We start from the raw sequence: 20808 nt of genomic DNA, 5'->3' as shown, positions 1-20808 counted from the left end.
CCGGCGGACCCGTGCGGTCACGGCACCGCTAGCGGGTCCTCGCCGGAACCGGCCCCCGCCTCACCGCCTGATCGAGCCCCGGATGGCCCGCGCCCGCCGCACCACCTTGCGTGCCGCGGAGTTGCGCGGCAGGAAGGCCAGCCGCTCCGGGATCCCGCCGGGCAGGCCCAGCGAGGTCAGCCGCCGCTTCTTGAAGTACCGGCGGGTGCCCGCGTTCAGGTTGGCCCGGAGGTACTCCTCGGCCGCCGGGCGCAGCTCGGGAAGGATCCTGGGCTGCATCGCGAACCCGACGGCCCGTACGAGCGCGGCCAGGGCGTCGGTGTCCAGGCCCCGCCGGCCCTCGGCGACGGCGGTCCGGTCGGCCGGCCCGGGCAGCAGCGCGTCGACGATGGTGACCGGGACCCGGTTGCTGTTCTCGTACGGCGTCAGCCGGTCCAGCAGGATCTCCGTGCCGACCCGGGCGACGGGCAGCCCGTACAGCGCCGAGGCCGTCAGCAGCGCCGTGGAGAAGCAGCCGACCACCAGCGCCGGGCGCATCCGCTGGTACAGCACCTCGGCCAGGACCGGCGTGTCGAGGACGGTGAGCTCGACACCCAGCTTCTCCGCCTCCTGCTCCAGGGTGCGGACGAAGCGGGGCGGCGCCGTGGGGTGCGGCTTGAACACCACCCGGGAGTGGCCGAGCCCGACGGCGCCCGTCAGCATCTCCACGTGCAGGCTCTCCTCCTCCTCGGTGGAGAGGATGCCCAGCGCCGACAGGTACTGGCCGAGGAGCAGCGCCGACCCCTCGCCCTCGGGCAGCGCGGCGCCGGTGTCCGCCGACTCGGCCAGCACCTTGGTGAACGCCTCGGTGGGCACGATCTCCGCCGGGACGTCGAACTCGGTCAGCAGCAGGGGCGCGAGTCCCGGGACCAGGTCGAGGTGGAGCAGCCGCTCCACCCGGGTGCCGACCAGCGGGTCGAGCTTGACGCGGGTGGGGCCGTAACTCATGAGGCCGTCCGCGTACACGGTCAGGGGCGCGTCGGTGAAGATCTGCGCCACACCGAGCGCGGGGTGCACCTGGATCGACTCGACGACGAGTGCCACGTCGTCCTCGCCCAGCCCCCAGGCCAGCCGCAGGTGCCGCTCCCACAGGGGCGCGTCCTCCACCCGCGGCGACCAGCCGCCGGGATGGAAGGGGAAGATCGTCTCGTTCCAGGAGACCACGTCGTCGAACCGCGGCCGCAGCCGCTCGAACCCCGGCATCTCGTCCAGGGCGGGCGTCGTCTCGGGCGTCGCCGCGTTGTTGGAGACCAGCAGGATCCGCCGGTCGGCCGGGTCGAAGCAGCCGGCGTCCAGGGCCGCGGCGAGCGTGGCCGTGCCGTACAGCGTCGACGCCAGGAAGATCTGCGTGCTCACGCCGCCACCTCCGCACCCGGCAGGGCCCGGCGGCGCAGCCGGCGCAGCAGCGTGGCGCGCTCGGCGTCCATCGTGCCGAGCACCTCGTCGAGCGCGTCCTGCGGCATCCGCCGCAGAGCGGCGGCGCTCATCGCCTTCAGTTTGCGGGCCACGGCAGGCTCGAACCTTTCGACGGAGCCGAGATGGTGGGAGATGATCGCGCAGTACGTGCGCACGGCCTTCGGCAGCAGACGCTCGGCGTCGACGTCCCCGGCCGCCCCCGCGACGACCTCGTCGAAGGCGCGGATGAAGTCGAGCTGGCGGACGTCGCCGATCTGGGTGAGCGAGGACGCCACCCCGCGCCGGTAGAAGACACCGAGCAGCCCGGTCACCGCGAACGACTCCGCCTCCCGGTGCAGCTTCCAGATCCAGGGCCGGTCCTCGGCCGTGCGCAGCCCGTCGGTGAAGTGCAGCAGACCGCGCTCCGCCAGCCGGCGGTGGTACACGCCGGCCCACGCGTAGGCGTAGTCGACGGAGGTGGACCGGTGGGCGGGGAGGATGGCGTCGCGCGGGTGCAGCCGGACGTTGCGGCGGCCGACCGGCACCCGGTGCACGACCCGGGCCCGCGCCGTGCACTGGACGTGGTCGGTGCGCACGAAGTCGCAGCCCAGCTCCTCGATCGCGGCGACGAGCCGGTCGTAGTGGCCCGGGGCCAGCCAGTCGTCCCCGTCCAGGAACGTCAGGTACTCGCCGCGCGCCCGGTCGATGCCGGTGTTGCGGGCGGTGGCCAGGCCGCCGTTCTGTTCGTGTCGGACCAGCACCGCCCCCGGCAGCTCGGACTCGGCCCGCGCGAGAAGGTCCGCGGTCCCGTCGGACGAGCAGTCGTCGACGAGAATGAATTCGAAGTCGTCCCGCGCGTTCGCGCGCAGACTTCGCAGAGTGTCGGGTGCGTATTGCCGCACGTTGTAGAACGGCACGATGACGGAGAGCTTTGGCACGTGAATGACGTTAGGTGCCGACCCGGCACCGGGCTTTACCTGGACCTTGACACGCGGTGAACGAGGTATGGCGAAGCGGTGAAGCGCGCGCTGTCCGGGGCCCGGAGCGGGCGGATTTCCTATTCGGCGGTGTGCCGTTCACCATCTGTTGGATTCCGGTTGGGCGGTTCCTAGAAAAGCGTCCCTAACGTCTACGGCGTGCCAGCAAGTGCAACGAAGGCCCTGCGAGTCGCCGTCCTGGCGGACTCCGACACCCGGTGGAAATGGGGCGCGCTCACCGCGACCCGCATCCTGCCCGACGGCCCCGGGGAAGCGGAGATCCGCCTCGACGGCTACCTCCTGCGCGGCCGAGCCACCCCCACTGCCCGCCAGCTGCGGGAAGTCGGCGTCAGCGCGGACTCGCTCCGCGAGGTGACCGCCGTCGAGTTCCTGCGCGCCATGGACGGAGCGCGGGGCGAGGAGTCGTACGACGTCCTCGTCCTCGCCCTGGTCGGCGGCGGCGTCCAGGCCATGCTGCACGGGCTCGGCCGGGTCTGGCAGGACCGCGCCGAACGGCCCGTGGTCGTCACCGGATACGTCGGCGTCGTCTACGAGAAACTCGCCGACGGCCTGCTGCTGCGCCACGGCGCCGACCTCGTCCTCGCCAACTCCCGCCAGGACGCGGACCGTTTCCGCGCCGTGTACGAGGGGGTCGGCGCCGACGCCGCCGCGGTGACCGAGGTCGCCCTGCCCTTCCTGGGCGGAGCCGCCTACGCCGGTGAGCCGGGCGGGACGGACGGCGACGGGCAGGGCGGCGAGGACCGGCAGGACGGCGGGGGCCGCGCCCACACGGTCGTGTTCGCCGCCCAGCCCTCGGTGCCGGACAACCGCGCGGACCGTACCTACCTCCTCGACAGGCTGATCCGGCACGCCCGCCTCCACCCCGAGCGCGAGGTGCTGCTCAAGCTGCGCTCCAGGCCCGGCGAACACACCACGCACATCGAGGAACTGCCCTACCAGAAGCTGGTGCAGCGGGCCGACCCGCCGGCCAACTTCCGCCTCGTCTACGGGCACATGGGCGAGGTCCTCGACCGCACCGACCTGCTGGTCACCGTGAGCTCCACGGCGGCCCTGGAATCGCTGCACCGCCGTATCCCGACCGTCGTCCTCAGCGACCTGGGGGTGCGCGAGGCGCTCGGCAACCACCACTTCGTGGGCTCCGGCTGCCTCGCCTCCTGGGACCAGCTCGACGCGGGCCACCGTCCGGCGCCCGACCCCGAGTGGGTCGCCCGGCAGGGCGTGGCGGCCGACGGGGGCTACGACACCGCCTTCGACGCGGCCCGCGGGCGCGTCGCCGCCCTGCTGGCCCGGCCCGGCGGCCTGCCGCCGCTCGCCCCCTACTACTCCCTGGTCACCGCACCCGGCTACCTCCCCCGCATCCTCGCCCGCCACCACCTCGCCCCCGACGGCACACCACTGCCCGGGGCCCCGGCCGCCGAGCGGCCCCCCGGCCCGGTCCGCCAGGTGGTACGCCGCGCCGCACGCGGCGCCTACCGGCACGGCGTCCAGCGGGTCGCTCCGGTGATCCGGCGGATGGGGGAGCTGTGAGCCGCCCGACCCGGGTGACCGGCCCGACCCGGATGGCTGGCCCGGCACCGGGGTCCGCCCCGACACGGGGGACCGCCCCGACACGGGGGACCGCCCCGACACCTGCGCAAGGAGCAGATCCCATGTCCAACCCGCAAGCGGGCCAAGGCGCTTCGGTGCGCCGGGTGCTCGCCGTGATCCCCGCGCGCGGCGGCTCCAAGGGAGTGCCCGCGAAAAACCTGGCCCCCGTCGGCGGCGTCCCCCTGGTGGTGCGCGCGGTGCGCGAGTGCCGGGCCACCCGTCTCGTGACGGACGTGGTCGTCTCCACCGACGACCAGGCCATCGCCGCCGCGGCCCGCGAGGCAGGGGCCGAGGTCGTGCTGCGGCCCGCCGCCATCGCCGGGGACACGGCCACCTCCGAGGCCGCCGTGCTGCACGCGATGGACGCCCACGAGGCCCTGCACGGCGCCGCCGTCGACGTGGTGCTGCTCGTGCAGTGCACCAGCCCCTTCCTGGTCCGCGAGGACATCGACGGGGTGGCCGGCGCGGTCGTCGAGGACGGCGCCGACAGCGCGGTCACCGTCGCCCCCTTCCACGGCTTCGTCTGGCGCGACGGCGCCGACGAGGCGGGCGGGGCCGAAGGCGGCCACGGCGTCAACCACGACAAGTCGTACCGCCCCCGCCGCCAGGACCGGCCCCAGGACCTGCTGGAGACCGGCGCCGCCTACGCCATGGCCGCCCGCGGCTTCCGCGAGCACCGGCACCGCTTCTTCGGCCGCACCGACCTGGTCCGCACCGACCCGGCCCGCGTCCTGGAGGTCGACGACCCGCACGACCTGGCCCGCGCCCGCGCCCTGGCTCCGCTCTTCGACGCGGACCGGCCCGGCGCGCTCGCCGCCGCTCCGCCCAGCCGGCTCCCCACCGCGGCCGACATCGACGCCGTGGTCCTCGACTTCGACGGCACCCAGACCGACGACCGGGTGCTGATCGACTCCGACGGACGGGAGTTCGTCTCCGTGCACCGCGGCGACGGACTCGGCATCGCCGCCCTGCGCCGCAGCGGCCTGACGATGCTCATCCTGTCCACCGAGGTGAACCCGGTGGTCGCCGCCCGCGCACGCAAGCTGAAGCTCCCCGTGCTGCACGGCATCGACCGCAAGGACCTCGCCCTCGAGCGGTGGTGCGCGGAACAGGGCATCGCCCCCGACCGCGTGCTCTACGTCGGCAACGACGTCAACGACCTCCGGTGCTTCTCCCTCGTCGGCTGGCCCGTGGCGGTCGCCAGCGCCCACGACGCCGTACGCGGCGCGGCCCGCGCCGTCACCACCGTCCCCGGCGGCGAAGGCGCCGTACGGGAGATCGCGACCTGGCTCCTGGGCCCGTCGCTCGACGCCCTCGACCCCGTCGACACCCCCCTGACCACCTTCGTGTCCCCCACGCTCACCCAGTCCAAGTAAGGAACCTCCCGCCATGAGCAGCAACTCCCGCATCCGCACCTTCGGCACCCGCGAGGCCGGCCCCGGCCGCCCCGTCTACATCACCGGCGAGATCGGCATCAACCACAACGGCGAGCTGGAGAACGCCTTCAAGCTGATCGACGCGGCCGCCGAGGCCGGCTGCGACGCCGTCAAGTTCCAGAAGCGCACGCCCGAGATCTGCACCCCGCGCGACCAGTGGGACATCGAGCGGGACACCCCCTGGGGCCGCATGACCTACATCGACTACCGCCACCGCGTGGAGTTCGGCGAGGACGAGTACCGCCAGATCGACGAGTACTGCCGGACCAAGGACATCGCCTGGTTCGCCTCCCCGTGGGACACCGAGGCCGTCGCCTTCCTGGAGAAGTTCGACGTGCCCGCCCACAAGGTGGCCTCCGCCTCCCTGACCGACGACGAGCTGCTGCGCGCCCTGCGCGCCACGGGCCGCACGGTCATCCTCTCGACGGGCATGTCGACCCCCCGCCAGATCCGCCACGCGGTCGAGGTCCTCGGCTCCGACAACATCCTGATGTGCCACGCCACCTCGACGTACCCGGCGCAGGCCGAGGAGCTCAACCTCCGCGTCATCAACACCCTCCAGCAGGAGTACCCGAACGTCCCGATCGGCTACTCCGGCCACGAGACCGGCCTGCAGACCACGCTCGCCGCCGTGGCGCTGGGCGCGGTGTTCGTCGAGCGCCACATCACCCTCGACCGCGCCATGTGGGGCTCCGACCAGGCCGCCTCCGTCGAGCCGCAGGGCCTGACCCGCCTGGTCCGCGACATCCGCACCATCGAGGCGTCCCTCGGCGACGGCGTCAAGAAGGTCTACGACTCCGAGCTGGGCCCCATGAAGAAGCTGCGCCGCGTCACCGGCGTCGTCGCCGAGGCGGAGATCGCCGCCGCCGCGGGCGAGCCCGTCACCGTCTGATCCCCGGTCACCGAGCCACTCACGACGGGACGGTCCCCCACCGATGAGCCCCCGCGCCGGGAACGCCGGCCCCCGCACTCTCGCCTTCGTCGAGAGCCCGGTACAACTGCTGAACGTGCTGGAGTGGGCGCACACCCGCGCACCCGGCGCGGAGCTCACCCTCGTGGTCCTCTCACCCGTCGACCCGATGACCCGCGGCCAGCTGCGCCGCATGGCGGAACTGGCCCGCAAGGAGGGCCACGAGATCCGCTGGGAGGAGGCGCGCGGAGGCGCCACCGCCCCCTTCCGTACGGTCGGCGGCCTGACCGCCGAACTGCGGCGGGCGGAACGGATCGTCATGGGCGACCCGTTCTCCCGCTACGTGCAGCTGCTCCTCACCATCACCCGCGCCCACGACCTGGTCGTCGTCGACGACGGCACGGCCACGATGGAGTTCGTCACCCAACTGGCCCACGGTGAGCGCCTGGTGCGCTGGCACCGCAAGGGCAGCCGGCCCGGCCCGCGCGACCTGCTCTTCGCCCCCGTCTCCCGGTCCGCCCGTCACCGCCTCACGCCGACCCCCGAGCGCCAGGTCTCGGTCTTCTCCTCCATGCCCATCGAGGACGTACCGGACGGCGTCACCGTCGCCGCCAACGACTTCACCTGGACCAGGGCCCGCTTCGGCCCGCCCCGCATCACCAAGGGCGCCGACATGGTCGGCACCTCCCTCGTGGAGACCGGCGTCGTCGACGCCGACCGCTACGTGGCCGCCGTACAGGGCCTGGCGAAGACCCACGGAGCCGCCCGCTACTTCGCCCACCGCCGGGAGAGCGCCGAGAAGCTGCACCGGCTGGCCGTCGAGACCGGCCTGCAGATCGTCCGCCCCGACCTCCCCCTGGAGCTGATCGCCCGCCGCGGCCCGATCGGCCGCACCGTCCTCAGCTTCCCCTCCACCGTCGTCCACACCCTCCCGCTGGCCCTGGCCGGCACCGAGGTCCGCGTCGCCGTCTGCGACATCGACCCCGCCTGGCTCACCGAGACCGCCTCCCCCCGGGCCCGCGGCTTCCTGAGCGGCGTCACGGGCTCCGCACGCGACGTGCACCGCCTGTCGGCGGTGGCGGGCACCGGCTGAGGAGATGCCGGCGCGGGGCCGCCCGTATCGAACAGGTGCCCGAAGGCTCGGAGCCGCGCGGCGTCCTGGCATCCTCCACGGACCCGGACCCGGCGGCCTGGGCGCCGCCGCGTCCGGCAGGTGGAATCGGGCGCGTGGGACGGACGGTGCGTGGTAACCGTGAAGAGAGCACGGGTGCCGGAGAGCGGACGCCGGGAATCGGACGGTGTCCCTGGTGAGCCCGACGAACGACTCGGTCGGAAAGGCGGCCGAGTTTACCCAAGCGAGATGATGGCTATGCGTAGGGCGGTCGAGTTTCTTCCCCTAACGGGCTGAATTTTTGTTGATCGTGGGTCCACCGGTCGCTCGGGCGCCCTACGCTGCAAAGGGTGAACGCGTTGATGTCCCCAGAGTCCGAGGCCGACACTCCCGGTGAAGCCACGCTGCCCGGCACCTTGCCGGACACGCTGCGCGCGGAGCTCGTGGCCTTCCGCCGCGATCTGCACATGCACCCCGAGCTGGGCAACCAGGAGTTCCGCACCACCGCCGCGATCAAGGAACGACTGGAGCGGGCCGGTCTCAAGCCGCGCGTGCTCCCCGTCGGCACCGGACTCGTCTGCGACATCGGCACCGACTCGGGGCAGTGGTCGGGCGGGCCGCGCATGCTGGCCCTGCGGGCCGACATCGACGCCCTGCCCATCCCGGACACCAAGAACGAGTGCGCCTACCGCTCGCAGGTGCCGGACCGCGCCCACGCCTGCGGGCACGACGTGCACACCACCGTCGTCCTCGGCACCGGCCTCGTGCTCGCCGCCCTGCACGAGCAGGGCCTGCTGCCCCGGCCCGTACGGCTGGTCTTCCAGCCGGCGGAGGAGGTGCTGCCCGGCGGTGCCGCCGACGCCATCGAGGGCGGTGCGCTCGACGGTGTCCGCCGCATCCTGGCCGTGCACTGCGACCCCCGCGTGGACGCCGGGAAGATCGGGCTCAGGGTCGGCCCCATCACCTCCGCCTGCGACCGGATGGAGATCGCGCTCAACGGGCCCGGCGGCCACACCGCCCGCCCGCACCTGACCACCGACCTGGTCACCGCCGCCGCCCGCGTGGCCACCGACGTGCCCGCGCTCGTCGCCCGGCGCGTCGACAGCCGCAGCGGACTCGCCCTGACCTGGGGGCGGATCGAGTCCGGCCACGCGCCGAACGTCATCCCCCAGCACGCCGAACTCGCGGGCACCGTGCGCTGCCTCGACCTCGACGCCTGGCGGCAGGCGCCCGACCTGGTGATGGGGGCCATCGACGAGATCGCCAACCTGTACCGGGCCAAGTCCGAGATCACTTACGTCCGCGGCGTCCCCCCGGTCGTCAACGAGGTGACCAGCACCGAGCTGCTCCAGGCCGCCATGGTCGCCCGGCGCGGCACCGACGCCGTCGAGAGCACCGAGCAGAGCCTCGGCGGTGAGGACTTCTCCTGGTACCTGGAGCACGTGCCCGGCGCCATGGCCCGCCTCGGCGTCCGCCCGCCCGGCGAACGCACGGTCCGCGACCTGCACCAGGGCGACTTCGACGTGGACGAGCACGCCATCACGGTCGGCGTGGAGATGTTCACCGCGGCGGCGCTGATCGACGCCGTGCAGTAGAAAGTCCCCCTTCGATCCGGTCGTTCACAAGGCGGTAACCGGCCAGCGGCACGAATGGGTAACGGCGCCCCGCAACCCCGTTCCCAGGAGGTTCTACGCGCGTTAATGTGCGCCGAACCGAGCGCCCGCTGCGGGGCTTTGGAGAATGGGGAACTTCAGATGCGTCGGATTTCGAGACTGACCCGCGTCGCGGTGGGGGTCGCGTCGCTCGCCCTCGCCGCCACGGCCTGCGGCGGCACCAGCGGAGGAGACGACGGCGGCGACGACGACAAGGGTCTCGCCATCGCCTACGACGTCGGCGGCAAGGGCGACCAGTCCTTCAACGACGCCGCGTACGCCGGTCTGGAGCAGGCCAAGAAGGAGTTCGGCTACAAGACCGCCGACATCGAGCCCACCGACGGCGAGACGGACGCCGACAAGGAACAGCGCCTGACCTCCCTGGCCAAGCAGGGCTACAACCCCGTGATCGGCGTCGGCTTCGCCTACGGCCCGGCCATGACGGCCGTCGCGGCCAAGTACCCGGACACCACCTTCGGCATCGTCGACTCCGTGGTCGAGGGCAAGAACGTGGCCTCCCTCGTCTTCGCCGAGAACGAGGCGTCCTACCTGGCCGGCGTCGCCGCCGCCAAGGCCACCAAGACCAAGACGGTCGGCTTCGTGGGCGGGGTGAACGTCCCGCTGATCCACAAGTTCGAGGCCGGCTTCGCGCAGGGCGTCAAGGACACCGACCCGAAGGTCAAGGTGCTCTCGCAGTACCTCACGCAGACCGCGGAGGAGGGCGGCTTCTCCAGCCCCGACAAGGGGAAGGCCGCCGCCGAGGGCCAGATCGAGAAGAAGGCCGACGTCGTGTACGCGGCGGCCGGACTCTCCGGCCAGGGCGTGATCGAGGCCGCCGCCAAGGCGAAGATCTGGGCGATCGGTGTCGACTCCGACCAGTACAAGCAGGAAGCCCTCGCGGCCTACAAGGACTCGATCCTGACCTCCGCGCTCAAGGACATCGACGGCGCGGTCTTCGCGCTGGCCAAGTCCGTCGAGGACGGCAAGCCGCTCACCGGCACCCACACCTTCGACCTGAAGTCCGACGGCGTGGGCCTGTCCGACAGCAACCCGAAGTTCGCCGAGGTCCCCGGCGCCAAGGAGGCCGTCGACAAGGCCAAGGCGGGCATCGTCGGCGGCTCCATCAAGGTCAAGACCGAGTAGCCACGCGCCCGCCGCTCACAGCGGCACGGCACGGAACCCCGCGAAGCGGACGGGCACCCCCGGGTACCCGTCCGCTTCCGCATGCCGTCCCGCCGGCGACCGGCGCCCTCCCCGCGGGGCGCGGCGCGAGCCCCCGGCGTCGCCCCCTCCCGCGGGGCGCGGCACGAGGCCCTCCGGCGTCACCCTCCGCCACCCCGCGTTTGCGCCCGGCAAGCCCGGCACCCCCGTCGGCGTCCCCTTGCTCACGGCCGGATAACAAGGTGGACAGAAGGGGTTTTCAGGCAGGTCTACGCGCGTTAATCTGCGGCGAAGCCAGCGCCGCAGCCGAACCGTCCCCGGCGCTTGTACGACAGGAGCACCAGACATGCGCCGGATTTCCCGGATCACGGTCGCAGGCGCAGCGACCGCCTCCCTGGCCCTCGCCCTCGCCGCCTGCGGTGGTACCTCGACCGACTCCGGCTCGGAGTCCAAGGGGGACAAGGGCCTCGCCATCGCGTACGACGTCGGCGGCAAGGGCGACCAGTCCTTCAACGACGCGGCGTACGCCGGTCTGGAGCAGGCCAAGAAGGAGTTCGGCTACGAGACGGCCGACGTCGAGCCCACCGACGGTGAGACGGACGCCGACAAGGAGCAGCGGCTCTCGTCGCTGGCGAAGCAGGGCTACAACCCGGTCGTCGGCATCGGCTACGCGTACGCCACCGCCATGAAGAACGTCGCGGAGAAGTACCCGGACACCACCTTCGGCATCGTCGACGACGCCACGATCGAGGCGAAGAACGTCGCGGACCTGGTCTTCAACGAGCAGGAGGCGTCCTACCTGGCCGGTGTCGCCGCCGCCAAGAGCACCAAGACCAAGACGGTCGGCTTCGTGGGCGGTGTGAACGTCCCGCTGATCCACAAGTTCCAGGCCGGCTACGAGCAGGGCGTCAAGGACACCGACCCGAAGGTCAAGGTCGTCTCCCAGTACCTCACGCAGACCGCGGAGGAGGGTGGCTTCTCCAGCCCCGACAAGGGCAAGACCGCCGCCGAGGGCCAGATCGAGAAGAAGGCCGACGTGGTCTACGCGGCGGCCGGTCTCTCCGGTCAGGGCGTGATCGAGGCCGCCGCCGCCAACAAGGTCTGGGCGATCGGTGTCGACTCCGACCAGTACAAGCAGGAAGCCCTCGCGAAGTACAAGGGCTCCATCCTGACCTCGGCCACCAAGGACGTCGCCAAGGCGGTCTACAGCCTTGCGAAGTCGGTCGAGGGCGGCAAGCCGGAGACGGGTATCGTTCGGGGCGATCTGAAGTCCGGCGAGGTCGGTCTCTCGGACTCCAACCCGAAGTTCGCGGACGACGCCGACCTCCAGGCAGCCATCAAGACGGCCAAGGAGAAGATCATCAGCGGCGAGATCAAGGTCAAGAGCAGCTGAACGGCTGAGTAGCACCTGCAACACCTCGAACAGCGTGTAACCGCGCCGGTTGCGCCGAGCGGCGGGGTACGGGAAGAGCGGCCCGAGAGTCGTCCTCCTCGTACCCCGTCGTGTCGATGCGCCGCCGCCGCTTTTAGATGCCGTAGGGGCGCTACGCGCGTAGACGGCCCCCGTCCCCAGGAGAGTGCGCCATCAACGCGTCCAGCAGCCCTCCGGCCGGAGCGGCGGTCAACGAACCGGTGACCGCCGTCGAACTCGCCGGGATCACCAAGCGTTTCCCCGGTGTCGTGGCCAACCACGACATCCACCTCACCGTCCGCAAGGGCACCGTGCACGCCCTCGTCGGCGAGAACGGCGCCGGCAAGTCGACGCTGATGAAGATTCTCTACGGCATGCAGAAGCCGGACGAGGGCACCATCGCCGTCGACGGCGAGAAGGTCTCCTTCTCGTCGCCCGCCGACGCCATCGTCCGCGGCATCGGCATGGTCCACCAGCACTTCATGCTCGCCGACAACCTCACGGTCCTCGAGAACGTGGTCCTCGGCAGCGAGAAGCTCTACGGCATCGGCTCCAAGGCCCGCCGGAAGATCAAGGAGATCTCCGAGCGGTACGGCCTCGGCGTGCGCCCCGACGTCCTGGTCGAGGAGCTCGGCGTCGCCGCCCGCCAGCGCGTGGAGATCCTCAAGGTCCTCTACCGCGGCGCCCGCACGCTGATCCTCGACGAGCCCACGGCCGTCCTCGTGCCGCAGGAGGTGGACGCCCTCTTCGACAACCTGCGCGAGCTGAAGGCCGAGGGCCTGTCCGTCATCTTCATCTCCCACAAGCTGGGCGAGGTGCTCTCCGTCGCCGACGAGATCACCGTCATCCGCCGGGGCACCACGGTCGGCACGGCCGTCCCCGCCGAGACGACACCCCGCCAGCTCGCCGAGCTGATGGTCGGCAGCGAACTGCCCACCCCGGAGACGGCGGAGTCCACGGTCACCGACCGCGCCGTCCTCACCGTGGACGCGCTGCGCCTCGCGGCGCCCGGCGGCAAGGCCCTGCTCGACGACATCTCCTTCACCATCCACGCCGGTGAGGTGCTGGGCATCGCCGGTGTCGAGGGCAACGGCCAGACCGAGCTGGTCGACGCGCTCATCGGCCTGCGCCACGCCGACTCCGGCTCCATCCGCTTCCTGGACCAGGACATCACCGCGCTGCCCACCCGCAAGCGCCGCGAGCAGGGCGTCGGCTACATCCCCGAGGACCGCCACCGCCACGGCCTGCTCCTGGAGGCCCCCCTCTGGGAGAACCGCATCCTCGGCCACGTCACCGAGAAGCCCAACAGCAAGGGCGTCTGGCTGGACCTGAAGAACGCCCAGCAGGACACCCGCCGCATCGTCGAGACCTACGACGTCCGCACCCCCGGCATCGACGTCACCGCGGCCTCCCTCTCGGGCGGCAACCAGCAGAAGCTGATCGTCGGCCGCGAGATGAGCCACAAGCCGCGCTTCCTGATCGCCGCCCACCCCACCCGCGGTGTGGACGTCGGCGCGCAGGCCGCGATCTGGGACCACATCCGCGAGGCCCGCCGCGAGGGCCTCGCCGTGCTGCTGATCTCCGCCGACCTGGACGAGCTGATCGGCCTGTCCGACACCCTCCGGGTGATCTACGACGGCAGGCTGGTCGCGGACGCCGACCCGGCCACCATCACCCCCGAGGCACTCGGCTCGGCGATGACCGGCGCCGCCACCGGACACCTGGAGGACGAGGAGGGCGCCGGGTCCGCGGCCTCCCCGGCCGGGGTGTCCACCTCCCCGGACGCCCCCGGGCCGTCCGCGCCGTCCAAGTCGCTCAAGTCCCCCGAGGCCCCTGAGTCCCCCGAGTCTCCGGAAGACGAGGCCCGCTGATGAAGAAGTTCGACAAGGAGCGCGTGCTCCTCGCGGTGGCCGGCCCGGTCATCGCGCTCGCCGTGGCCTTCGTGCTCAGCGCGATCGTCCTGATCGCCTCGGGCAAGAACCCGGTCGAACCGTTCACCCTCATGCTGGAGCAGGCCGGATTCTCCGACATCCAGGTCCTGATCATCAACCAGGCCTCGCTGTACTACATCGCGGCCCTCGCGGTGGCCATCGGCTTCCGGATGAACCTGTTCAACATCGGCGTGGACGGCCAGTACCAGCTCGGCGCCTTCATGGCCGCCGTCGTCGGTGCCCACGCCAACCTGCCGGCGTTTCTCCAGGTCCCGCTGCTGCTCCTGACCGCCGTCCTCACCGGCGCCTTCTGGTCCGGCATCGCCGGTGTCCTGAAGGTGACCCGGGGCGTCAGCGAGGTCGTCGCGACGATCATGCTCAACGCGATCGCCACCTCGCTCATCGTCTACATGTGGAAGCCGGACGTCTTCGGCGTCAAGGTCGGCAACAACAGCACCACCGGCGAGATGCACGAGTCCGGCTGGATCCCCGGCATCGACATGGGCGCGGCCGGCGAGATCTACGGCCTGGTCATCCTCGCCGCGCTGCTCGGCATCGGCTACTGGATCGTCCTCAACCGCACCCGCTTCGGCTTCGACCTGCGCGCCTCCGGCGCCTCCGAGTCCGCCGCGGCGGCCAGCGGCGTCGACCCCAAGCGCATGGTGCTCACCGCGATGCTCATCTCCGGCGGCCTCGCCGGTCTCGCGGGCCTGCCCATCCTGATGGGCGACACCCACACCTACAGCCTCAACTTCCCCACCGGGGTCGGCTTCCTCGGCATCGGCATCGCCCTGCTCGGCCGCAACAGCCCGGTCGGCATCGCCTTCGCCGCCCTGCTGTGGGCCTGGCTCGACAAGGCCTCGCCGGAGCTGGACTACCACGGCTTCGACAAGGAGATCGCGGTCATCATGCAGGGCCTGATCGTCCTCTCGGTCGTCGTCTCCTACGAGGCCGTCCGTGAGTGGGGCCTGCGCCGCCAGCAGCGCCGGGTCGGCGCGGAGCTGGCCGCCGGTCACGTCCTCGGCGCCACCGACAACTCGAAGAAGGAGGTGGCCGGCCGATGACCGCTCCGACCACAGCGACCGACGTCAACCAGCCCTCGCTGCAGCCCGGGGCGCCCACCGGCCGCCGCATGTCGTGGCCGGTGCTGCTCCTGGTCATCGCCGGAGCCCTGGCGCTGACCTCGATCGTCCGCCTGATCACCGGCGCCAACGGCATCACCAACGTCAGTCAGATGTCCACCGCGCTCCAGCTCGCCGTGCCGATCGGCCTCGCCGGTCTCGGCGGTCTGTGGGCCGAGCGCGCGGGCGTCGTCAACATCGGCCTCGAAGGCATGATGATCCTCGGCACCTGGTTCGGTGCCTGGGCCGGCTTCCAGTGGGGTCCGTGGACCGGCGTCCTCGTCGGCATCGTCGGCGGCTGCCTAGGCGGCCTGCTGCACGCCATCGTGACGATCACCTTCAACGTCAACCACATCGTCTCCGGTGTGGCCATCAACATCCTCGCGCTCGGCGCCACCCGCTACCTCGCCCCGCTCGCCTTCGAGGGCCACCAGGGCGGCTCGGCCAAGCAGTCCCCGCCGGTCGACTCCCTCGGGCACTTCTCCGTCCCCGGGCTGTCGGACGGGCTGGAGAGCCTCAACGAGCAGCACTGGTTCTTCGTCTCGGACATCGCCGGGCTGCTGGGCGGCCTGGTCACCAACGTCTCCTGGCTCACCCTGCTCGCGGTCGCCCTGGTCCCCGCCACCTGGTGGATCCTGTGGCGCACCCCGTTCGGCCTGCGCCTGCGCTCCTGCGGCGAGAACCCGATCGCGGCCGAGTCCCTCGGCGTCAACGTCTACAAGTACAAGTACCTGGCCGTGATCATCTCCGGCGGCCTGGCCGGCCTCGGCGGCGTGTTCCTCTCCATCGTGGCCAACCCCTTCTACCTGGAGGGCCAGACCAGCGGCCGCGGCTACATCGGCCTCGCCGCGATGATCTTCGGCAACTGGATGCCGGGCGGCCTCGCCATCGGCGCCGGGCTCTTCGGCTACACCGACAGCCTCAACCTGCGCGGCGGCTCCGCCAACGTGCACGCCCTGCTGCTGCTCGGTGCGCTGCTGCTGGTCGCCGGCGCCATCTGGCTGGTGGTCCGCAAGAAGTACGTCAAGGCCGCGATCACCTTCGTCGTCGGCGCCCTGGTCTTCGCCTGGTACGCCGGCACCAACGAGGTCCCGAACCAGGTGGTCTCCGCCACGCCGTACGTCGTCACCCTCGTCGTCCTCGCCCTGTCCGCGCAACGGCTGCGGATGCCCAAGGCGGACGGCATGCAGTACCGCAAGGGCCAGGGCAAGTGACCGGGCCCGACTGGGAGGAGCTGCGCAGGGCGGCCCGGGACGCCATGTCCCGGGCGTACGCCCCCTACTCCGGGTACGCCGTGGGCGCCGCCGCCCTGGCCGACGACGGCCGCACCGTCACCGGCTGCAACGTGGAGAACGCCAGCTACGGCATCGGCCTGTGCGCCGAGTGCGGCCTGGTCTCCCAGCTGCAGGTGACCGGCGGAGGCCGGCTGACGCACTTCGTCTGCGTCGACGGCGAGGGCGAGGTCCTCGTCCCCTGCGGCCGCTGCCGGCAGCTGCTGTACGAGTTCGGCGGCCCGGAGATGCTGCTGGAGACCCCGGCGGGGATCGTCACCCTCGCGGAGATGCTCCCGCAGGCCTTCGGCCCCGACCACCTCACGAAGTGATCCCGCACACCCGTCAGAAAGGGCCAGGTATGGCCATGGACGTCATCTCCGTCATCCGCACCAAGCGGGACCGCGGCGAACTCAGCGACGAGCAGATCGACTGGGTCATCGACGCGTACACCCGCGGCGAGGTCGCCGACGAGCAGATGTCGGCCCTCGCCATGGCCATCCTGCTCAACGGCATGAACCGCGGCGAGATCGCCCGCTGGACGGCCGCGATGATCGCCTCGGGCGAGCGCATGGCCTTCTCGTCCCTGTCCCGCCCCACCGCCGACAAGCACTCCACGGGCGGCGTCGGCGACAAGATCACCCTGCCGCTCGCGCCCCTGGTCGCGGCGTGCGGGGCGGCCGTCCCGCAGCTCTCCGGCCGCGGCCTCGGCCACACCGGCGGCACCCTGGACAAGCTGGAGTCGATCCCCGGCTGGCGCGCCCTGCTCTCCAACGAGGAGATGCTGGACGTCCTGGACACCACCGGCGCGGTGATCTGCGCGGCGGGCGACGGTCTCGCCCCCGCCGACAAGAAGCTGTACGCGCTGCGGGACGTCACCGGCACGGTCGAGGCGATCCCGCTGATCGCCTCCTCCATCATGTCCAAGAAGATCGCCGAGGGCACCGGGTCGCTGGTCCTCGACGTGAAGGTGGGCTCCGGTGCCTTCATGAAGACGATCGAGGACGCGCGGGAGCTGGCCTCCACCATGGTCGGCCTCGGCACCGACCACGGCGTGAAGACCGTCGCGCTGCTCACCGACATGGCCACGCCCCTCGGCCTCACCGCGGGCAACGCCCTGGAGGTCCGCGAGTCGGTCGAGGTGCTGGCCGGCGGCGGCCCCGCCGACGTGGTCGAGCTGACCCTCGCGCTGGCCCGCGAGATGCTCGACGCGGCGGGCCTGAAGGACGCCGACCCGGCGAAGGCGCTGGCCGACGGCTCCGCGATGGACGTCTGGCGCCGCATGATCGCGGCCCAGGGCGGCGACCCCGACGCGGCCCTGCCCACCTCGAAGGAGCAGCACGTGGTGAAGGCCGCCTCCTCGGGCGTCCTGACCCGCCTGGACGCCTACGACATCGGCGTCGCCGCCTGGCGCCTGGGCGCCGGCCGGGCCCGCAAGGAGGACCCGGTGCAGGCCGCCGCGGGCGTCGAGCTCCACGCCAAGCCCGGCGACACCGTCACCGAGGGCCAGCCCCTCCTCACCCTCCACACGGACACCCCGGACCGCTTCGCGTACGCCCTCGCGGCGGTCGAGGGCGCGTACGACGTGTCCCCGGCGGGCACGGACTTCACCGCCTCGCCGGTGGTACGGGAGCGCATCGCCTGACCTGCGCTTTCCCCTTTCGGGTGAACGGGATCGGTAGACCAATGCCGGTCCCGTTCGGCGTGCTGGGATCGGTGACGCACCGATAAGGGAGAACCCCCATGAGCGCACTCACCGTGAGCCAGGAGCCCGACCAGAACTGGGACGACCTCGTCCGGTTCTGGGAGGAGATGGATTGGCCCGAGGGCAGCAAGGTGGAGATCATCGAGGGGATCATCACCGTGTCACCAGCTCCGGGACTGCCTCACAACGTGATCGCCGCACGCATCCAGCGCCGCTTGTATTCGGTGATTCCCGGCCGTTGGGGGGTTTATCAGACCCTGGCGCTCTCCGTGCCCTCCCGCCTCGGGATGCTGATCCCGGACCTCGTGGTGACACAGTTGCCGGACCATTCGGAGTCGGACACCCACATCCCCGCCGCTCTCGCGGAACTCGTCGTCGAAGTCACCTCCAAGTCCAACGCCCGGCACGACCGCATCAGCAAGCCGGCCGCCTGCGCCACCGCCGGAATCCCCCTCTACCTCCTCGTCGACCGCTGGGCCCCCGGCGGCCCCACGGCGACGCTCTACGGTGAACGGAAGGGTGACGTCTACCGGGTACTGAGCGCCGCCAAGTTCGGCGATCCGCTGACGCTCCCCGCCCCCTTCGACCTGACCTTCGACACCGGCGAGTTCCCCGGGGCCTGAGTCACCCCAAAACCGCCGCCACCCCCACCAGCACCGGCACCGACACCACCGTCGACACCAGGATCGCGTCCCGGGCCAGGCGCTCGCCGACCCCGTAGGTCGACGCGTACGTGTAGAGGTTCTGCGCGGCCGGCAGCGCCGACGTCACCACCACGTCGAGCAGTTGCGGGCCCCGCAGACCGAATACTCCCGACGCCAGCGCCCAGGCCACCGCCGGCTGGCCCACGGCCTTCAGCGCCACCGCGAGCAGCACGGGCCGCCGCTCCACGCCCCGCAGCGGCATCGTGGAGCCGCACAGGCCGATGCCGAAGGCGAGCAGCACCGCGGGGACGGACATGTTGCCGATCAGCGTCACCGGATCCATGACCGCGTCCGGCACGCGCAGGCCGCTCGCGGCGACCACGACCCCGGCCAGCGACCCCAGTGCTATCGGATTGCGCAGCGGCGTCAGCAACCGCCGCCACAGGGTGCGCTCACCGCCCCCGCGCGACAGGTCCAGGATCGTCACGGCCACCGGCGTGACCAGCACCAGCTGGAACAGCAGCACCGGCGCCACCAGCGAGGCGTCGCCCAGCACGTACACGGCGATCGGAATGCCGAGGTTGCCGGAGTTGACGTAGCCGGAGCAGAGCGCGCCGATCGTCGTACGGCCCACGCCCCAGCCGCGTACGACGCCCACCGCGACGAACGCGCCGGCCACCGCCACCGTGGACAGCGCCGTCACCAGGAGCCGGGCGGAGAAGACCACCGACAGGTCGGCCGTGGCGAGGGTGGTGAACAGCAGGGCGGGGGAGGCCACGTGGAAGGCGAGCCTGGTCAGCACCTCGCGGCCCTGGGGACCGAGGTGGCCGCGCAGGCCGAGCACGTAACCAACCCCGATCACCACCGCGATGACCGCGAACCCGGTCAGCACCCCCTGCACGGCACCTCCCCGCCGAGCGGGCGGACCTGGGACGGCGATATCCGGCAGAGCGCCGGGGGAGGGGATGCGTGGGGCATGCAGCAAACCCTCCGGGGCGGGGTCCGCGCACGTCAATGTGATCTCTGATGCGCTCTCCAGCGGCGGCCACCGATGATTTCCCGGCGCACGCCGGGTCTACCGCACGTGGACGCCGTGACACCCGCCGTACTCGTGCTGCCGGGGCCCGTCTCCCGAGGGGAGACGCCCCGGTTCTGCGCCGAGGTGCGCGCGCTGCTGGAAAGCACCCGGGCCGGGGTGGTCGTCTGCGACGTCGGCGGACTCGGACCGCCGGGGCTCGCCGTCGTCGACCTGCTGGCCCGCCTGGAGCTCACCGCCCGGCGCGCCGGGGGGCGGATCCGGCTGCGCGACCCCGACCCGGCGCTGCACGCGCTACTGAACCTCGTCGGCCTCCGCTTCGAGACGGAGCGGCAGGTCGAACAGCGGGAACCACCGCTTGGTGTCGAGGAAGCAGTGGAACCCGGTGATCCGGCCGTCTGAGATCTCCAGCACCTGGACCGCCCAGGGGGCGAACCCGCCCGCCTCCGGGTCCGGCTTGTAGTGCGCGAAGGCCGGCAGCCCGTTGGCCTCCACCCGCACCAGCCGGGAGTCGGCGCACGCGGCGCCGAGCGTGGTCATGAACCCGGTGATGTCCGCCGCACCGGCCAGCCACAGGTCGAACGGCGGCATCGTCATGACCGCGTCCTCGTGCAGGAGCGCCGTCAGCGCCGTCATGTCGTACCCCTCGAAGGCCGCCACATAACGGTCGAGGAGCTTCTGCTGCTCCTCGTCCAGCGGGTCCGACACCGCGGCGTCGGCCCCCCGGTCGGCCCGCTCGGCGAGCGTCGCACGGGCGCGCTGCAGGGCGCTGTTGACGGAGGCGACCGTCGTGCCGAGCAGCTCGGCGACCTCGCTCGCCTTCCACGCGAGCACCTCGCGCAGGATCAGCACCGCCCGCTGCTTGGGCGGCAGCTGCTGAAGGGCGGCCATGAAGGCGAGCCGCACCGACTCCTTGGCGACCGCGGCCTCCGCCGGGTCCGCGGTCTGCGGCAGCACGCGGGCGTCCGGCATCGGCTCCAGCCAGGTGTGGTCCGGGCGGGGGGACAGGGCGGCCTGGGCCAGCGGCGTCGAGTCCGTCAGGTCCATCGGGCGCGCCCGCTTGTTGCCCGCGCTCAGCATGTCCAGGCAGACGTTGGTCGCGATCCGGTACAGCCAGGAGCGCAGGCTGGAGCGGCCCTCGAACTTGTCGTAGCTGCGCCAGGCGCGGACCAGCGTGTCCTGCACCGCGTCCTCGGCCTCGAACGAGGAGCCGAGCATCCGGTAGCAGTACCCCGTCAGCTCGGGCCGGTGCTTCTCCAGCGCGGAATCCAGCTCCGTGGTCACGGTGCCCTCGGTCATCGTCCACCCACCCCTGTGGCGTCCCGGAGTGCGCGTCTTCGCGCCTCGTACTTCGGAAGCTACCGCAGGGGACTGACAATGGCCTGTGCAGTCAAAGAACG

At 71.8% G+C, this 20808-nt stretch carries 18 protein-coding genes; 14 read left to right on the top strand and 4 right to left on the bottom strand.

Annotated features, from left to right (window positions below):
* Positions 1–60 precede the first annotated feature (60 nt).
* Together ACIBCJ_RS20430 and ACIBCJ_RS20425 are read right to left on the bottom strand one after the other, a co-directional pair.
* Positions 61–1395 carry a polysialyltransferase family glycosyltransferase gene (locus ACIBCJ_RS20430; protein WP_362103586.1) on the bottom strand — a complete coding sequence of 445 codons (1335 nt, stop codon included), beginning with the start codon at positions 1393–1395 and terminating at the stop codon, positions 61–63.
* On the bottom strand, positions 1392–2372 hold the full coding sequence (locus ACIBCJ_RS20425; protein ID WP_362103587.1) for a glycosyltransferase family 2 protein: 981 nt from the start codon (positions 2370–2372) through the stop codon (positions 1392–1394). The genes ACIBCJ_RS20430 and ACIBCJ_RS20425 overlap by 4 nt, the downstream gene beginning before the upstream one ends.
* A 198-nt stretch (positions 2373–2570) precedes the next feature.
* Between ACIBCJ_RS20425 and ACIBCJ_RS20420 the strand changes: the two genes are divergently transcribed.
* The 13 genes from ACIBCJ_RS20420 to ACIBCJ_RS20360 all read left to right on the top strand — a co-directional run bounded on the left by ACIBCJ_RS20420 (position 2571) and on the right by ACIBCJ_RS20360 (position 18351).
* Positions 2571–3959 carry a DUF6716 putative glycosyltransferase gene (locus ACIBCJ_RS20420; RefSeq protein ID WP_365980485.1) on the top strand — a complete coding sequence of 463 codons (1389 nt, stop codon included), beginning with the start codon at positions 2571–2573 and terminating at the stop codon, positions 3957–3959.
* A gap of 122 nt (positions 3960–4081) precedes the next feature.
* Positions 4082–5395, top strand: a complete 1314-nt coding sequence (locus ACIBCJ_RS20415; RefSeq protein ID WP_365980486.1) for an N-acylneuraminate cytidylyltransferase — start codon at positions 4082–4084, stop codon at positions 5393–5395.
* Between the two features lie 13 nt (positions 5396–5408).
* Positions 5409–6347 carry an N-acetylneuraminate synthase family protein gene (locus ACIBCJ_RS20410; RefSeq protein ID WP_365980487.1) on the top strand — a complete coding sequence of 313 codons (939 nt, stop codon included), beginning with the start codon at positions 5409–5411 and terminating at the stop codon, positions 6345–6347.
* Positions 6348–6390: 43 nt separating this feature from the next.
* A complete protein-coding gene (locus tag ACIBCJ_RS20405) occupies positions 6391–7458 on the top strand; it encodes a hypothetical protein (RefSeq protein ID WP_362103591.1) in 1068 nt (355 codons plus the stop codon).
* Positions 7459–7838: 380 nt separating this feature from the next.
* Positions 7839–9071: a M20 family metallopeptidase gene (locus ACIBCJ_RS20400; RefSeq protein ID WP_362502796.1), complete on the top strand. Its 1233-nt coding sequence runs from the start codon at positions 7839–7841 to the stop codon at positions 9069–9071.
* Positions 9072–9230: 159 nt separating this feature from the next.
* The gene (locus ACIBCJ_RS20395; RefSeq protein WP_362103593.1) at positions 9231–10271 is read left to right on the top strand and encodes a BMP family ABC transporter substrate-binding protein; all 1041 of its coding nucleotides are present in this window, start codon (positions 9231–9233) and stop codon (positions 10269–10271) included.
* A 364-nt stretch (positions 10272–10635) separates the two neighbouring features.
* Positions 10636–11682 (top strand): BMP family ABC transporter substrate-binding protein, encoded by a 1047-nt coding sequence (locus tag ACIBCJ_RS20390; RefSeq protein WP_362103594.1) that lies wholly within the window; start codon positions 10636–10638, stop codon positions 11680–11682.
* 239 nt (positions 11683–11921) lie between these two features.
* Positions 11922–13571 carry an ABC transporter ATP-binding protein gene (locus ACIBCJ_RS20385; protein ID WP_365980488.1) on the top strand — a complete coding sequence of 550 codons (1650 nt, stop codon included), beginning with the start codon at positions 11922–11924 and terminating at the stop codon, positions 13569–13571.
* Positions 13571–14695, top strand: coding sequence for an ABC transporter permease (locus ACIBCJ_RS20380; protein WP_362103596.1), 1125 nt, complete (start codon positions 13571–13573; stop codon positions 14693–14695). Before ACIBCJ_RS20385 ends, ACIBCJ_RS20380 begins: the two co-directional genes overlap by 1 nt.
* Positions 14692–15966 carry an ABC transporter permease gene (locus ACIBCJ_RS20375; protein ID WP_362103597.1) on the top strand — a complete coding sequence of 425 codons (1275 nt, stop codon included), beginning with the start codon at positions 14692–14694 and terminating at the stop codon, positions 15964–15966. The genes ACIBCJ_RS20380 and ACIBCJ_RS20375 overlap by 4 nt, the downstream gene beginning before the upstream one ends.
* Positions 15963–16355: a cytidine deaminase gene (locus tag ACIBCJ_RS20370; protein WP_133887828.1), complete on the top strand. Its 393-nt coding sequence runs from the start codon at positions 15963–15965 to the stop codon at positions 16353–16355. Before ACIBCJ_RS20375 ends, ACIBCJ_RS20370 begins: the two co-directional genes overlap by 4 nt.
* Before the next feature lie 35 nt (positions 16356–16390).
* Positions 16391–17668: a thymidine phosphorylase gene (locus ACIBCJ_RS20365; RefSeq protein WP_365980489.1), complete on the top strand. Its 1278-nt coding sequence runs from the start codon at positions 16391–16393 to the stop codon at positions 17666–17668.
* Between the two features lie 98 nt (positions 17669–17766).
* Positions 17767–18351: a Uma2 family endonuclease gene (locus ACIBCJ_RS20360; RefSeq protein WP_365980490.1), complete on the top strand. Its 585-nt coding sequence runs from the start codon at positions 17767–17769 to the stop codon at positions 18349–18351.
* 1 nt (position 18352) lies between these two features.
* Here the strand turns inward: ACIBCJ_RS20360 and ACIBCJ_RS20355 are convergent, their stop codons facing one another.
* Positions 18353–19273: an AEC family transporter gene (locus ACIBCJ_RS20355; RefSeq protein ID WP_365980491.1), complete on the bottom strand. Its 921-nt coding sequence runs from the start codon at positions 19271–19273 to the stop codon at positions 18353–18355.
* A gap of 150 nt (positions 19274–19423) precedes the next feature.
* Here ACIBCJ_RS20355 and ACIBCJ_RS20350 point away from each other — a divergent pair, with 150 nt between their 5' ends.
* Positions 19424–19810 carry an STAS domain-containing protein gene (locus tag ACIBCJ_RS20350; protein WP_133887832.1) on the top strand — a complete coding sequence of 129 codons (387 nt, stop codon included), beginning with the start codon at positions 19424–19426 and terminating at the stop codon, positions 19808–19810.
* On the opposite strand, the gene ACIBCJ_RS20345 is transcribed toward ACIBCJ_RS20350, so the two are convergent.
* On the bottom strand, positions 19703–20707 hold the full coding sequence (locus ACIBCJ_RS20345) for a sigma-70 family RNA polymerase sigma factor (protein ID WP_362502809.1): 1005 nt from the start codon (positions 20705–20707) through the stop codon (positions 19703–19705). The two genes, ACIBCJ_RS20350 and ACIBCJ_RS20345, sit on opposite strands and share 108 nt — an antisense overlap.
* Positions 20708–20808 lie beyond the last annotated feature (101 nt).

Source organism: Streptomyces sp. NPDC051136 (assembly GCF_044455745.1).
Taxonomy (GTDB): Bacteria; Actinomycetota; Actinomycetes; order Streptomycetales; family Streptomycetaceae; genus Streptomyces.
Note: the sequence above shows the minus strand (reverse complement) of the source record. Positions and strands in the feature narration are given on the sequence as shown.